General features: G+C 70.4%; 14 protein-coding genes. 9 read left to right on the top strand and 5 right to left on the bottom strand.

Going from position 1 to position 13,978, the window contains the following annotated elements; all coding sequences use genetic code 11:
- Positions 1 to 3 precede the first annotated feature (3 nt).
- The 4 genes from nagA to R0145_RS17230 all read right to left on the bottom strand — a co-directional run bounded on the left by nagA (position 4) and on the right by R0145_RS17230 (position 4,387).
- Positions 4 to 1,194, bottom strand: a complete 1,191-nt coding sequence (nagA, locus tag R0145_RS17215) for an N-acetylglucosamine-6-phosphate deacetylase (protein ID WP_317838174.1) — start codon at positions 1,192 to 1,194, stop codon at positions 4 to 6.
- A complete protein-coding gene (gene nagB / locus R0145_RS17220; RefSeq protein WP_317838175.1) occupies positions 1,191 to 1,973 on the bottom strand; it encodes a glucosamine-6-phosphate deaminase in 783 nt (260 codons plus the stop codon). The genes nagA and nagB overlap by 4 nt, the downstream gene beginning before the upstream one ends.
- A 205-nt stretch (positions 1,974 to 2,178) precedes the next feature.
- Positions 2,179 to 3,432 carry a PTS transporter subunit EIIC gene (locus tag R0145_RS17225; protein ID WP_317838176.1) on the bottom strand — a complete coding sequence of 418 codons (1,254 nt, stop codon included), beginning with the start codon at positions 3,430 to 3,432 and terminating at the stop codon, positions 2,179 to 2,181.
- A 226-nt stretch (positions 3,433 to 3,658) separates the two neighbouring features.
- Positions 3,659 to 4,387, bottom strand: coding sequence for a GntR family transcriptional regulator (locus R0145_RS17230; protein WP_317838177.1), 729 nt, complete (start codon positions 4,385 to 4,387; stop codon positions 3,659 to 3,661).
- 214 nt (positions 4,388 to 4,601) lie between these two features.
- Here R0145_RS17230 and R0145_RS17235 point away from each other — a divergent pair, with 214 nt between their 5' ends.
- The 3 genes from R0145_RS17235 to R0145_RS17245 are packed head-to-tail and all read left to right on the top strand — an operon-like array spanning position 4,602 to position 6,060.
- Positions 4,602 to 4,856 (top strand): glucose PTS transporter subunit EIIB, encoded by a 255-nt coding sequence (locus R0145_RS17235; RefSeq protein WP_317840270.1) that lies wholly within the window; start codon positions 4,602 to 4,604, stop codon positions 4,854 to 4,856.
- The gene (locus tag R0145_RS17240; RefSeq protein WP_317838178.1) at positions 4,853 to 5,332 is read left to right on the top strand and encodes a PTS glucose transporter subunit IIA; all 480 of its coding nucleotides are present in this window, start codon (positions 4,853 to 4,855) and stop codon (positions 5,330 to 5,332) included. Before R0145_RS17235 ends, R0145_RS17240 begins: the two co-directional genes overlap by 4 nt.
- Before the next feature lie 17 nt (positions 5,333 to 5,349).
- Positions 5,350 to 6,060 (top strand): copper homeostasis protein CutC, encoded by a 711-nt coding sequence (locus R0145_RS17245; protein ID WP_317838179.1) that lies wholly within the window; start codon positions 5,350 to 5,352, stop codon positions 6,058 to 6,060.
- 8 nt (positions 6,061 to 6,068) lie between these two features.
- On the opposite strand, the gene R0145_RS17250 is transcribed toward R0145_RS17245, so the two are convergent.
- The gene (locus R0145_RS17250) at positions 6,069 to 6,446 is read right to left on the bottom strand and encodes an SHOCT domain-containing protein (RefSeq protein ID WP_317838180.1); all 378 of its coding nucleotides are present in this window, start codon (positions 6,444 to 6,446) and stop codon (positions 6,069 to 6,071) included.
- Between the two features lie 287 nt (positions 6,447 to 6,733).
- On the opposite strand from R0145_RS17250, the gene R0145_RS17255 reads away from it, so the two are divergent.
- The 6 genes from R0145_RS17255 (at position 6,734) to R0145_RS17280 (ending at position 13,955) form a co-directional block, all read left to right on the top strand.
- On the top strand, positions 6,734 to 7,312 hold the full coding sequence (locus R0145_RS17255) for a GNAT family N-acetyltransferase (RefSeq protein ID WP_317838181.1): 579 nt from the start codon (positions 6,734 to 6,736) through the stop codon (positions 7,310 to 7,312).
- Positions 7,313 to 7,476: 164 nt separating this feature from the next.
- A complete protein-coding gene (locus R0145_RS17260; RefSeq protein ID WP_317838182.1) occupies positions 7,477 to 8,130 on the top strand; it encodes an exonuclease domain-containing protein in 654 nt (217 codons plus the stop codon).
- A 662-nt stretch (positions 8,131 to 8,792) separates the two neighbouring features.
- Entirely contained in the window at positions 8,793 to 9,956 is a 1,164-nt protein-coding gene (locus tag R0145_RS17265) for a uroporphyrinogen decarboxylase family protein (RefSeq protein ID WP_317838183.1), read from the top strand.
- A gap of 121 nt (positions 9,957 to 10,077) precedes the next feature.
- On the top strand, positions 10,078 to 11,241 hold the full coding sequence (locus tag R0145_RS17270; RefSeq protein ID WP_317838184.1) for an ABC transporter substrate-binding protein: 1,164 nt from the start codon (positions 10,078 to 10,080) through the stop codon (positions 11,239 to 11,241).
- A gap of 18 nt (positions 11,242 to 11,259) precedes the next feature.
- Positions 11,260 to 13,062, top strand: coding sequence for an ABC transporter permease (locus R0145_RS17275; protein ID WP_317838185.1), 1,803 nt, complete (start codon positions 11,260 to 11,262; stop codon positions 13,060 to 13,062).
- On the top strand, positions 13,059 to 13,955 hold the full coding sequence (locus R0145_RS17280) for an ABC transporter ATP-binding protein (protein WP_317838186.1): 897 nt from the start codon (positions 13,059 to 13,061) through the stop codon (positions 13,953 to 13,955). Before R0145_RS17275 ends, R0145_RS17280 begins: the two co-directional genes overlap by 4 nt.
- Positions 13,956 to 13,978 lie beyond the last annotated feature (23 nt).

The following is a 13,978-nucleotide window of genomic DNA, read 5'->3' on the forward strand; positions in this document are numbered from 1 at the left end:
CCCTCAGCGCACCTGCCGCCCGCACCGATACACGGCCTCGACACCCAGGTCCGGGCCGAGCACCACCAGGTCGGCGTACGCTCCGGGGGCGATCCGGCCGATGTCCTCCCGCCCGAAGACCGAGGCGGGGGTCAGGGTCGCGGCCCGGACGGCGTCGACCAGGTCGATCCCGGCATGCTCGACGCAGAAGCGTACGGCCCGGTCCAGGGTGAGGGTGCTGCCGGCGATGGCGCCGCCCCCCGCGAGCCGGGCGACACCGCCACGGACCTCGACCTTGAGCGGCCCGAGCTCATAGTCGCCGTCGTCGCTGCCGGCGGCGGCCATCGCATCGGTGACCAGGACGAACTGCCGGGGCTTGAGCCGGGCGATGTCACCGACCATCGCGGGGTGCAGGTGGACCCCGTCGGCGATCATCTCGACCACCACTTCGGGGCGTTCCAGCAGCGCGACGATCAGGCCGGGCTCCCGGTGGTGGATCGGCCGTTCGGCATTGAACAGGTGGGTGGCGACGCGGGCGCCCGCGTCGATGGCGAGGTTCGCGTCAGCGTACGTCGCGTGGGAGTGCCCGGGGGCGACGACGACACCCGACTCGACCAGGTGGCGTACGGCCGCCACGCCACCCAGCAGCTCGACGGCCAGGGTGACCATCCGGATGGTGCCCTCGCCCGCGGCCAGCAGCTGGTCGACGTCGTGGCGCACCGGGTCGCGGAGCAGGTCGGGGTCGTGGGCCCCACAGTGCAGTTCGGACAGCCACGGCCCCTCGAGGTGGATACCGAGAAGTTCCCGGTCGCGGACCAGTGGCACGAGCGCCCGCACCTGCCGCTCCAGCACGTCGACGGCGTCGGTGACCAGGGAGGCCATCGCCGAGGTGGTGCCGTGGGCGAGGTGGGTGGCCAGCGCCGTGCGGGCGGCCTCGGCACCGTCGGTGTACGCCGCCCCGCCGCCGCCGTGCGCGTGGATGTCGACGAAACCGGGCACCAGCAGCCGGTCGCCCAGGTCCACCACCTCGGCCCTGTCATCCGTCCGGGTCTCCGCGGGTTGGGCCGGTGTCGCGCCGGCCGGCCCGCCCGGCGCCACCCCGTCCGGCACCGGCCCGGTGCCGACCTCGGCGATCTGCTCCCCCTCGACCCGCACCCAGGCGTCCTCGAGCGGTTCGGGGGTGAGCACCCGGGCGGCCCGGAAGATCGTGGTCATTCCTGCCACCCGGGCTTCTCGGCGTACACGTCGAGGTAGTAGTCGTGCAGCGCCAGCCGGGAGGCGGCGGCCTCGTCGACGATCACCGTGGCCTGCGGGTGCCACTGCAGCGCCGTCGCCGTCCACATCGCCGAGACCGGCCCCTCCACCAACTGGTGGACCGCCTCGGCCTTGTGCTCCCCGTCGGCGAGGAGCACGACGCGGCGGGCCGCCATGATCGTGCCGACACCCTGGGTGAGGCAGTGGGTCGGCACCTGGGCGACGTCGCCACCGAAGAACCGCGCATTGTCGATCCGGGTCTGCCGAGCCAGGGTCTTGATCCGGGTTCGCGAGCCGAGGGACGAGGACGGCTCGTTGAAGGCGATGTGGCCGTCCGACCCGACGCCGAGGATCTGCAGGTCCACCCCGCCGGCATCGCTGATCGCCTGCTCATACGCCGCGCAGGCGGCCGGGATGTCGTCGGCGAGCCCGTCGGGGCCGAGCACCCGTTCGCTGACCAGGTCGGTGCGCGCCACCAGCTCCTGCTCGATCACGTTGCGGTAGCGCTGCGGGTGGTCGGCCGCCAGCCCGACGTACTCGTCGAGCATGAAGGCCCGGCAGCCGGCCAGCGACAGCCGGCCCGCCGCGACGCGACGCCCCAGCTCGGCGTAGAGGCCGACCGGGCTGGAGCCGGTGGCGACCCCCAGCACGGCGGCCGGTTTGCGCAGCACGAGCCGCTCGACGATGTCGGCGGCCACCGGTGCCAGGTCGTTCGCCTCGGGTTTGATGATGACTTCCACGTCACACTCCGTTGCAGTTGGTGAGGTTCCAGTGGTGAGGTCCACCCGAGCAGTCGCCGGGGATGCCATGTCGGCGGCCTCGGGGATGCCAGGGTCGAGACCTCGGGGATGCCTCGTCGACCGGCGCGGCCGGGACCGCCCGACCCGGCGCGGTGCACCGGGTCGGGACGAACACGGTCTGGACGAGCAGTCGGCGGACGGTCGGTCAGGGGCGCGTCACGTCGGCCGCCTCGGCCTCGGCGTCGGCGGGATCCTCCCGGCCCGGGGTCTTCAGGTTCAGCCGCCGGATGATGAAGCCGAACAGGAAGTAGTAGAGGACGCCGTAACCGACGCCGATGACGAGCAACCACAGCGGCTTGGTGGCGATGCCGAAGTTGAGGACGTAGTCGAACAGGCCCGCCGAGAAGGTGAAGCCGTCATGGATGCCCAAGGCGTTGACCAGCGCCAGCGAGGCACCGGTGAGCACGGCGTGCACGATGTAGAGCGGCCACGCGACGAACATGAAGGAGAACTCCAGCGGCTCGGTGACACCGGTGAGGAACGCGGTCAGGGCCGCCGACAGCATCAGGCCGCCGGTGATCTTGCGGGTCTCCGGGCGGGCGTTGCGCCAGATGGCCAGCGCCGCGCCGGGCAGGGCGAACATCATGATCGGGAAGAAGCCGGTCATGAAGGTGCCGCCCTGGGCACCCGCGGTGGCGAAGAAGCAGGTCAGGTCGCCGTGCGCCGCAGCGCCGTTCTTCAGGCAGTCACCGACCTGGAACCACACCGTGGTGTTGATGATGTGGTGCAGGCCCAGCGGGATGAGCAGCCGGTTGACGGTGCCGTAGACGAAGCCGCCGACCACGGAGTTCTGCGCGGACCACTGGCCCAGGCTGGTCAGGCCACTGTTGAACGCCGGGTAGATGAAGGCCATCAGGACGGCCAGCACCAGGGTGGCGAAGGCGGTGATGATCGGCACGAATCGGCGCCCACCGAAGAAGGCGAGGTACGGGGGCAGCTTCACCCGGTGGAACCGCTGCCACAGGTAGGCGGCGATGATGCCGACCAGGATGCCGCCGAGCACGCCGTAGTTGACCACCTCCTGCTTACCGTCGGAGCCGACCGGCAGGCCGATCAGCGGCGACATCGCGTCACCGACGGCCTTGAAGACGAGGTAGCCCACCAGGCCGGCGAGGGCGGTGGAGCCGTCGGCCTTCTTGGCCATGCCGATCGCCACGCCGAGGGCGAAGATGACGGGGAGGTTGTCGAACAGGGTGCCGCCGGCGGCACCGATGACGGAGGCGACGGCGTTCCAGTGCAGGCCGTTGGGCCCGAGGAGGTCGTCCTGGCCCAGCCGCAGCATCAGGCCCGCGACCGGCAGGGCCGCGATCGGCAGCATCAGGCTGCGGCCGAGCTTCTGCAGCCAGGCGAGCCAGGCCCGGTTCTTGCCGGTGCCAACGGCGTCGGTGGCAGTGGACATGAGAGTTCCTTTCGTGGCCGCGATGCGGCCGCCGGTGGGCCGTGGGGGGTGTCCAGGGCCCGGAGGTGATGAGGGAGAGGGAGCTGTGCTTGGGGGTGGTGGCCCCGTAGTTGTCCGGGGTGGCAGGAATGTCAGGAATGCCGGGAATGTCCGGGGTGTCAGGGTCGGTCAGGTGGTCGGGAAGCCGAGTGGTCGGCTGGACGGCGTGGATGGGGTGTGGGGGCGGTCAAGCCTGCATCGAGGTGTCGAGGCTCATGTGCACCCGGTAGCGGTCGGCCCGGTACCAGGACCGCACTGATTCGATCGGGCGCCCTCGGCTGGAGGAGACCCGGTCGAAGACCAGCAGGGCCTGGCCGACCTCCACGTCGAGCAGTTCGGCGAGACGTTCGTCGGCGTTGGTGCCCCACATCGTCTGTTCGGCCGCATCGACCGGGCAGTCGTAGTCGTCGGCGAGGATGGCGTAGACCGAGCCGCGCGGGTCCTTGGTGCCCAGGTCGGGCGCGTACCGGGGGTTGATCCACGTCTCCTCGTACGCCATCGGCTCGTCATCGGCGCAGCGGACCCGGTCGAGGCGCCAGGCCGGGACGGTCGAGCCGAAGTACTGGGCGACGTCGTCGTCCGGGGTGGTCAGCTGCATGGACAGCACCGCGGTGGAGGGCACCCGGCCGCGCTGGGTCATGTCCTGGGTGAAGGAGGCCAGATGGAGGTTGGTCTGCACCTTGGGCTCGGCGACGAAGGTGCCCTGCCCTGCCCGGCTGACCAGCACCCCGTCGTTGACCAGGTCCGCGATCGCCCGGCGCACGGTGGCGCGACTGACGCCGTACGTCTCCATCAGCGAGCGCTCCGACTCGATCGGCTGCCCGGGCTCGAGGTCGGCCACGTACGTCCGGAGCTGTGTCTCGAGCTGCGCGTACTTCGGGACAGCACCGAGTTTCAGCACCTTGGTCTGGCTCACCTGATCCTCCTCGATCGGACGCGGCCGCTGTGCTCAGGAGAGCTTCACCGGCCTCTGGCCCGCACCGGTCCGGTCTGGTACAGTCCGGTACGTACCACGAAGTCTTCTCCGCTGCGGCACTCCTGTCAAGCGGCGAGGAACACACGTGTCGACAGACAATGGAAAGACGCATCGAGCCCCCCGCTCGGCGGACAGCACCACCCGATCAGAGCTGATCGGGACACAGAAAGGGACAGCCATGAGCAAGGCTGAATCGCTCCTCGCCGGCCTCGGCGGCGCGGACAACATCGCCGACCTGGAGGCGTGCATCACCAGGCTCCGTACGGAGGTCAACGATCCGTCGCTGGTGGACGAGGCCGCCCTGCGCAAGGCGGGCGCGATGGGCGTGGTGAAGCAGGGCCGGGTGGTCCAGGTCGTGGTCGGCCCGCAGGCCGACACGATCGCCGAGGACATCCAGGACCTGATGTGAAGGTCCTCACTCCCGTCCCGGGCACCGTGGGCCCGCTGAGTGACGCGCCCGACCCGGTCTTCGCCGCCGAGATGGTCGGCTCGGGCGTGCTCATCGACCCGGACCGTACGCCCGGCGTCGCCGTGGCGCCGGTCTCCGGGAAGATCGCCAAGGTCCATCCGCACGCCTACGCCATCGCCACCGCCGACGGCACCGGGCTGCTGGTCCACCTCGGCATCGACACCGTGAAGCTGAACGGCGCCGGATTCGAGATCGTCGGCCCGGTCAAGGGCGAGGTGGTCGCCGGTCAGGAGATGATCCGCTGGGACCCGGCCGAGGTGGCGGCCAGGGGTCTGTCCCCGGCGGTGCTGGTGTGCGTGCTCGACACGGCTCCGGGCAGCATCGTCTCGGACCTGCTCGGCCAGCACGTGGAGACCGGCGAGCCGCTCTTCGACGTGCCGGAGGCGGCAGCGCAGCGAGGACGGCGTCGGTCCTGACGATGGGAGCGCGGTGGATGACCCTCGTCGAGATCTGTGCCGATGACCCGGGTGGCGAGGTGCAGGCCGAGCAGGGCGGTGCCGGCCGGGTGGAGCTCTGCGCGGTCGCCGCATCGGGGGGCGTGACGCCCAGCATCGGGACCGTGGAGCAGGCACTGGAGCACACCGGCCTGCCGATCCAGGTCCTCGTCCGGCCCCGCCCGGGCGACTTCGTGCACGACCGCTACGAGGTGGACCTGATGTGCCGCGACATCGCCTGGCTGCGCCGCCTCGCCGATGGCCATCCCGGGCGGCTCGGCGTCACCACCGGTGTGGTGACGCCGGACCGGCGCGTCGACCGTGCGGGCTTGGCCCGGCTGGTCGACGCGGCCGGCGGCCTGCCGGTGACCTTTCACCGCGCCTTCGACGACTGCCCCGATCTGCCCGCCGCCCTGGCGGACCTGGTCGCGGCGAAGATCCGCCGGGTGCTGACCGCCGGCGGTCCGGGACGTGCCCACGACCACGTGCCCGAGTTGCGTGCCCTGGTGTCAGCAGCAGGGCACGACCTCGAGATCCTCGCCGGAGGGGGCGTACGCAGCGACCACGTGGCACAGCTGGTCGCTGCGACAGGCGTCAGCCAGGTCCACCTCAGGGCACAGGCGCCGTCGAGCCGCGGCTACGCCCGGACCAGCGCCGACCTCGTGGCGGAGCTGGTCGGCGCCCTGCGGGGAATGCCTGTGAAGCACTGAGGCGAGACTCAGGCGAGGGCCTTGGCCTTGATCTGGGCGAACTCCGCCTCGGTGATGGTGCCGGCGTCGAGCAGCGTCTTCGCCTCGGCGATCTCGTGGGCGGGGTTGCGTCCGGCGGACTGCCGGATGTACTCCTGCAGGTCCTTCTCCGCCGACTGGGCGGCCTGACGGCCGCGCTGTTCCATGCCGCGGCCCCGGATGATGAGGTAGGCGAGCGAACCCAGCAGCGGGAACAGCAGCAGGACGACGACCCACAGCGCCTTGATCCAGCCGTTCAGCGTCCGATCGCGGAAGAGGTCGCCGACGATGTGGAACAGGATCATCAGGTAGGTGAAGAAGAGGAAGATCTCGATGATCAGCCAGAAGGACTGCCAGAACTGCGTCATGATGTCTCCAATATCGGTGTCGGGATCCCGACCGGGTCTCGGCCGGCGCAAGGGTCGTACGACCCGGCAGTAGTGTCGCGAGAGCACCGCGGCCTGCCATCCCCCACAGCGGGTGATCTCCAGCCCCGGTCCGGCAGACGATCCCGTCGGCGGCGTCACGTCGCCGTCCGGCGGCACGACACCGCCGGCGCTGCGGCCGGCACGACACCACTGACAGCACGAGCACCCGACAGCACGAGCACCCGACAGTGCCTCAGCACCACATCACACCGACAGGCAGGTGATCGATGACCATCGAGATCCATCCGGCGACCGAGGACCGCTTCGCCGACCTCAGCACGATGCTCGGCCCGAAGAACCCCACCTCCTCGGTCTGCTGGTGCCTCAGTCACCGCCTCGACGCGAAGACCAACCGCTCCCTGGTCGGGCCGGACCGCGGGGCGTACGTCCACCGGCTGACCACCCGCCCGGTGGCGCCGGGGGTGCTGGCGTACGACGGGGAGGAAGTGGTCGGCTGGGCGGCGGTGGCCCCGCGGTCGGAGCTGCCGTTCGAACGCTCGCGCAAGATCCCGCACGTCGACGACCTGCCGGTGTGGTCGGTCTGGTGCCTGCGGGTCCGGCCGGGGCGCCGGGGCCGGGGCATCTCGCACGCCCTGCTGGCCGGCGCGGTGGCGTACGCCGCTGCGTACGGTGCCCCGGCCGTGGAGGGCTACCCGGTGGACAACCGCGGCGAGAAGGTCGACCTCACCATGGCGTACGTGGGGACCCGGGCGTTGTTCGAGGCCGAGGGGTTCACCTGGGCGGCGGAGACCGGCTCGGTCTCCGGCGGCTTCCCCCGCGTGGTGATGCGGCGGGCGCTGCGCTGACCGGCCGGAGCAACTGCCGGCGGCGTGAGCCCGGAATCACATCGCATGCCCCGGCCTGGTTCCGAGGCAATGTCACAGCCCCCTCCTAGTGTCCTGCGGGAAGGCAGCACGTCCTGCACGACGATCGCCGTCGCCGGGGATGCCGCCGCTCGGAGGGGAAGACAATGGGCCTCGATTTCGTGGCGATCGACTTCGAGACCGCGAATGCCTCGCGTGCCTCGGCCTGCGCGGTGGGTCTGGCGGTCGTGGAGGGCGGGGTCGTCACCTCGCAGGAGGGGTGGCTGATCCGGCCGCCCGGAGGTGCCGGCCGGTTCGACCGGCGCAACATCGCCATCCACGGCATCACCGCGGCCGACTGTACCGCCCACGGACTCAGCTGGGCGGAGACCGAACGCCGGCTGGCGGCAGTCACCGCGGGCCGCGTCGCGGTGGCCCACAACGCCTCGTTCGATCGGTCGGTCTGGGCGGCCGCCAATGCCGAGAGCGGGATCACGACGGCGACCGCCCGGTTCTGCTGCACCCTCGACCTGTCTCGCCGGGCCTTCCCCCGGCTGCACCGGCCGCTGCCCGACTACAAGCTGCACACCGTCGCCGCGGCCCTGTCCCTGCCCCCGTTCCGCCATCACGACGCCGAGGACGACGCGGTCACCGCGGCGATGATCGTGCTCGAACTCGCCCGGCGGGCCCGGTGCGACGGACTGGCGCAACTGTGGCCCGCCGGACCGACGCCACCGGCCGCGCCACGTGGTACAGCCCCGACCGCACTCGGCCCCGTACGGACGTTGCGCACCACCGCGGAGGTGGCCCGTCGGCACTGATCTCCGTCTGACAGCAGTGTCCTGTCCGACAGGAGTCCACGTACGTCGCCTGCGCGTTTCGCCCGCGCACTTGTGCTGGTAGTCCGACAACAGCGCGCGGGCGAAACCCACCTGCGGGGACCGAGGCTCCGGTCAGGAGCCGAGGAGGACCGCCGTCTCCGCCCACCACCCAGGGCTGAGTCGCCAACAGGGTTAAGACGATTTGAATGGTTCGCTAAGCCGGTGTTATGTTTCTCCGCGTGGTGCTCCCGGGTGGTGCACCACCCGAGCCGCCCGGCGCCCTGGGCACAGAGAGGGGTCTGTCATGAGCCGATCCATCAGTGGTCCGAGCCATCTGACGGTGCCCGCCGCCATGCCCCGCTGCTGTTGTCGCTGTCGGCACTGCATGCCGAGCGTGAGCTGACCGCGCCGCCCCGGTCCGGGCGGGGGCATGGTCCCCGGCCTGAGCCACCCGATTCCCTGTCCTGAGCCACCCGCCCCACTCCGGGGAGCGGCTCGCCGCCCCGTCCAGGGTGCTTCACGCGGGAAACAGCCTGGCCACAGCGCCGTACGAATAGTCCCATCGCCTCCTCTGGACCGTTCCAGATCGTTAATTCCTACTCACCCAGTAGCTATTTCTTCGTCCAGTAGTCATGCCTCATCCACAGTTCAGGAGTTCCACCATGGCAGTGCAGACCACGGCTGTCCCCGATGCCCCCACGGGCTCCGGTCCGGCTCCCGCCGACCGGCGCGCCGAGTTCGCCGTTCTCCTGCGCGGTACCCCGGCTCTGCAGCACGGCGATGCGACCCAGCAGCACGGCGATGCGACCCAGCAGCACAACGACACGGCCGAGCACAGCGACCCGCCGCGGCGCTTCCTCACCAGTGCCTGGCAGCACTTCGTGGGCGAGGAGTACGACCCGGTCCGGTTCGCCACCGCGACCGTCGATTTCAACCGGACCTGGGACTGGGACTGGGTGAAGATCAACCCTCGCGCCGTCTACTACTCGGAGGCCTGGGGCGCGGTCTATGACCCCGACGACTACGTGGGCGTCATCCCCCGGCTCGTCTCACCGGCGATCGCCGGCGTCGCGGACCTGGCGACGGTCCGCCCGCTCGATCCGGCGACCAACCCGGTCCTGGCCGAGCACCTCACCTCGGCGGCCCTGATCCGCGAGCAGTTGCCGGACCGGGCCCTGCTCCAGACCGTGTTCTCCCCGCTGTCGGTGCTGCTGCAGCTGGCCGGCCTGCCGCTCTACCCGGGCGACGTCGTCCCCGGCGCCACCGTCGCCTTCTCGGCCGACGAACTGCTGACGAGCGACCCCGCCGCGACCCACCGGGCGCTGGCCGCGATCGCCCGGACCCTCGGCGACTACGCCAGGCGTCTGGTCGCGCCGGTCGCCGCGGGAGGCGCCGGGCTCGACGGCATCTTCTACGCCGTCACCGGCACGGCGAACAGCGACCTCGTCGCTCGGGAGCTCTTCGAGGAGTTCTCCCGACCGTACGACCGGCAGGTGCTCGACGCCGTCGGCGACGGCCTGGTGGTCCTGCACACCTGTGGCGCCGACTCGCACCCGGAGTGGTTCACCGACGACGGCGTCGACGCGCTGCACTGGGACCAGTTCCTGCCGGGCAACCCGCAGCTGGACACGCCCTTCGGCGTCACGGTGGTCGGCGGGGCGAACAAGGACCTGTTCGGCGTCGACGGCGACCCCGCAGAGGTCGCCGCCCAGCTCGCGGCGACCCTGGCCGCGGCACCGGACCGCCCCTTCCTGCTCGCGCCGAGCTGCACCGTCCCGACCCCGGCCGACCCCGCCGCCCTGCGGCAGTTGCGGGACGCCGGCTGACCCCGGCGGGTGCCGCCGGGCTCCTCGCCGCATGCCGGCACCGCACCACGACCCGACCCGACCCGCGACACACCTGACCCGACACCACGACCCCTCCCCCCGACACCTCGAGGAACCCACCATGAAGCCCTTCACCACTTCCGCGCGGCGACTCGCCGCGCTCGTCCTCACGGCGGCCACTCTGGCCACCGCAGCCTGCTCCTCCTCGGCCACCGCCGGCGGCGGCTCCGGCACCGACCCGGTCTATTTCGGCGTCTCCTCGGCCACCACCGGCCAGTACGCGCAGTACGGACAGCAGTTCAAGGAGGCGTTCGACCTCGCCGTCGAGCAGGTGAACGCCAACGGCGGCATCAACGGCCGCCCGGTGGCCCTCAAGTACGAGGACTCCCAGTCCGATCCCAAGCAGTCGGTGACCGTCGCGCAGAAGTTCGTCGCTGACAAGGACGTGGTCCTGGCCTTCGGTGACTACTCCTCGGCGGCCTCGATCCCCGCCTCGCCGATCTACACCTCGGGCAAGCTCGTCCAGTACGGCTTCAACAACTCCAACCCGGCCTTCACCGAGAAGGGCACCGAGTACCAGTGGTCGACCTCGATCACCACCACCGCGAACTACCAGTGGACCGCGGACTACCTCAAGAAGCAGGGCGTCAAGTCGGTCGGGGTCACCTACCTCAACACCGCCGACTGGGGCATTCCCGCCTTCCAGGCCTTCAAGGCCGAGGCCGAGAAGGTCGGCCTGACGATCACCGACGCTGAGGGCGTGCTGGACACCTCCGACGACTACCGGCCCTCGCTGACCAAGGCGGTGGCCGGCAAGCCCGAGGCCTTCGTCCACATCGGCTACGGGCCCGACGCGGCCAAGCTGGTGACCCAGCTGCGCGCCATCGGCTACCAGGGCACCTTCTACGGCGGCCAGGACGAGAAGTCGTTCGACGGTACGCCGGACGCCGCCGGCTCGATCATCGCCGCCCAGTTCATCGAGACCAGCACCGACCCGAAGGTGAAGGCGTTCGTCGACGCCTTTAAGCAGAAGTACCCCAACGAGCAGCACGTCACCCTCTTCGAGGCCACCGCGTACGACGCGCTGAACGTCGCCGTGGCGGTCGCCAAGCAGGGTGGCCCCACCCGGGAGGGCATCCTCAAGGGCTTCGGGGAGGTCAAGGACGTCCCGAGCGTCATCTACGGCTCGATCACCTTCGACCCGGCCACCCGCCGCGTACAGGACCCCAGGCTCACTCCGACCATCCTCAAGGATGGTAAGTGGGTCGAGTACAAGACCGCCTGATCGGTCCGTCTGCCCACCATGCTCGACACACTGATCGCCGGCCTGCTCCGAGGCAACGTCTACGCCCTCGGAGCGGTCGGCATCTCCCTCGTCTTCGGCGTCATGAACGTCATCAACTTCGCCCAGTTCTCCTTCTTCGGGCTGGGCGCGATGCTGGCCTGGTTCTTCGTGGCCCAACTGGGCCTGCCCTTCGGCCTCGCCCTGCCCCTGGTGATCGTCATCTGCGCGGCGCTGGGACTGGTGATCAACCTCACCGTGGTGCGGCCGTTGGCCCAGTTCCTGCCGCTGGCGGCGATGTTGTCCACGTACGCCGTCTCGCAGATCCTCGACAACGCCTCGCAGATCGCCTTCACCGCCGAGTTCCGGGTCTTCCCCCAGGTGCTGCCGACCTCCAACCTGCACATCGGGAACATGCGGTTCGGCACCTCGGACCTGGTGATGCTGGGCGTCACCGCCGTCGTGATGGTCGCCATCGGCGCCTTCCTCAAGTACGGGAAGATCGGCCAGGCGATCCGTGCCACCGCCCAGGACCAGGAGGCCGCGCTGCAGATGGGCATCCCGGTCGGACTGGTGCAGCACGTGGCGTTCGTCATCGCCTCCGCGCTGGGCGGCCTGGCCGGCGTCTTCATCGCGCTGTACGTCGGGGTCGCCAACCCGACCTCGGGCCTGAACACCGGGATGACCGCGTTCGTCGCCGCCACCCTCGGCGGGCTGGGGTCGCTGCTCGGCGCGGTCGTCGGTGGCTTCGCCCTGGGCATCCTGGAGGCGTTCGGGATCCACTTCTTCGGTGACTCGGCCCGCGAGATCATCACCTTCGCCATCCTCATCCTGGTGCTCATCGTCCGGCCGGGCGGACTGCTCGGCAAGGTGCCGCTGATCTCCACCGAGCCACTCACCGGCACGTTCCTCGGCAAGGGCCGCCCGCTGCAGGTCCCCCGCTGGGTGTGGCCGGTCGCCCTCGTCGTCGGCGGCATCGTCATCCCGCTGGTGGCCGGGGACTACGTGCTCACCACCGGCACCCAGGTGCTCATCTACGCCATCATCGCCGCCGGCTTCACGGTCACCGCGGGACAGGCGGGGGTGATGGCGCTCGGCCAGGCCGGGTCGATCGCCATCGGCGCGTACGCGTCGGCGCTGCTGACGCTGCACTCACCGATCTCGTTCTGGGCCGCCATCCCGATCGCGGGGCTCATCGCAGCGATCATCTCGTCGATCCTGGCCTCGCCGATCTGGGGTGTGAAGGGGCACTACATCTCCATCGCCACCCTCGGTGTCGGGACGGTCATCGTGGCCGTCATCCGGCTGGCGGTGCCGCAGGGCATCTACGGCATCCCGATGCCGTCGTGGGGTGACACGCTGCTCGCGACCCCACGCGCCTACTACCTGATCGACTTCGCGGTGCTGGTGGTGACGCTGCTGGTGATGTGGCGGATCCGCGGGTCGCACCTGGGCAAGGTGATCTCCTCGGTGGGCTCCGACGAGGTGGCGGCGCTGGCCTCCGGCGTCCGGGTCCGGGACTACAAGGCCCTTGCCTTCGCCGTCTCGGCGTTCTTCGCCGGCGTCGGGGGCTCGCTGCTGGCCCACCAGTACACCTACATCGACCCGACCATCTTCACGATGCTGATGTCCCTGCTCGTCGTCACCATCGTCATCATGGGCGGCGTCAGCCTGCCCTACGGCGCCGTCGTCGGGGCGATCATCCTGATCGGCGCGATGGAGTTGCTCCGGTTCACCCCGGAGCTGCGGATCATCGTCTACGGCCTGGTGCTGATCCTCGTGGTGAGGTTCCGTCCGGGCGGAATCCTGGTGAGGAACTCATGATCGACACACTGCCGCTGGAAAGTGACCCACCGGTGAGAAGCCACGCCCTGCTGGAGGTCGAGGACCTCGAGCGCCAGTTCGACGGCCTGAAGGCGGTGGACGGGATCTCGTTCACCGTGGCGCCCCGGGAGGTGGTGTCGATCATCGGGCCGAACGGCTCGGGCAAGACCACCACCCTCAACCTGGTGACCGGCACCATCCCGCCGCACGGCGGGCGGATCGCCCTCGACGGCGTCCGCATCGACCATGCCGACACCGCGCGGATCGCCGAGCACGGCGTCGCCCGTACGTTCCAGAACGGTCGGGTCTTCGCCACCCTGTCGGTGGCGGACAACGTCGAGGTGGGGCTCCACTCGACACTGCACGCCAGCCGCCCGTTCCGGCGGCTGTCGCACCTGTTCGGGCTGCGCTGGATCGCGCTGCTCGGGGAACTGTTCATCGCGATCATCGGCACCCCGGCCTCGCGGCGGGAGCGCCGGCAGATCGACGCCACCGTCGAGACCGAGATCCACCGCTTCGAGGACCGGCTGGGCCCGCGCCGTGACGACCCGGCCTATTCACTCAGCTACGCCAACCGGCGGCGCACCGAGATCGCCCGGGCGCTGGCGCTGCAGCCCAAGCTGCTCGTCCTCGACGAGCCGACGGCGGGGATGAACCCGTCCGAGACCGCCGAGGTGCTCGAGCAGCTGCTCGAGCTCAAGGCTGCGGGACAGGCCATCCTCCTGGTGGAGCACAAGCTCGACCTGGTGATGGCGGTCTCCGACCGGATCATCGTGATGGACGGCGGCCGGATCATCGCCCAGGGGCCGCCGGAGGCGGTGCGTCACGATCCGGCGGTGGTCGAGGCCTACCTCGGGCGCCGTCGCGGACTCGGAGGAGTGGTGCTCGGATGAGCGGATCCGGTCTGAACGGAGCC

Origin of the sequence: Raineyella sp. W15-4, from assembly GCF_033170155.1 — a bacterium.
GTDB lineage: Bacteria > Actinomycetota > Actinomycetes > Propionibacteriales > Propionibacteriaceae > Raineyella.

Excerpts from the sequence above, each read along its gene's own strand:
- R0145_RS17255 (WP_317838181.1), top strand. The coding sequence starts at position 6,734 with ATGACCATCGAGATCCATCCGGCGACCGAGGACCGCTTCGCCGACCTC.
- R0145_RS17270 (WP_317838184.1), top strand. The coding sequence starts at position 10,078 with ATGAAGCCCTTCACCACTTCCGCGCGGCGACTCGCCGCGCTCGTCCTC.
- R0145_RS17225 (WP_317838176.1), bottom strand. The coding sequence starts at position 3,432 with ATGTCCACTGCCACCGACGCCGTTGGCACCGGCAAGAACCGGGCCTGG.
- R0145_RS17245 (WP_317838179.1), top strand. The coding sequence starts at position 5,350 with ATGACCCTCGTCGAGATCTGTGCCGATGACCCGGGTGGCGAGGTGCAG.
- R0145_RS17265 (WP_317838183.1), top strand. The coding sequence starts at position 8,793 with ATGGCAGTGCAGACCACGGCTGTCCCCGATGCCCCCACGGGCTCCGGT.
- R0145_RS17250 (WP_317838180.1), bottom strand. The coding sequence starts at position 6,446 with ATGACGCAGTTCTGGCAGTCCTTCTGGCTGATCATCGAGATCTTCCTC.
- R0145_RS17260 (WP_317838182.1), top strand. The coding sequence starts at position 7,477 with ATGGGCCTCGATTTCGTGGCGATCGACTTCGAGACCGCGAATGCCTCG.
- R0145_RS17280 (WP_317838186.1), top strand. The coding sequence starts at position 13,059 with ATGATCGACACACTGCCGCTGGAAAGTGACCCACCGGTGAGAAGCCAC.
- R0145_RS17275 (WP_317838185.1), top strand. The coding sequence starts at position 11,260 with ATGCTCGACACACTGATCGCCGGCCTGCTCCGAGGCAACGTCTACGCC.
- nagA (WP_317838174.1), bottom strand. The coding sequence starts at position 1,194 with ATGACCACGATCTTCCGGGCCGCCCGGGTGCTCACCCCCGAACCGCTC.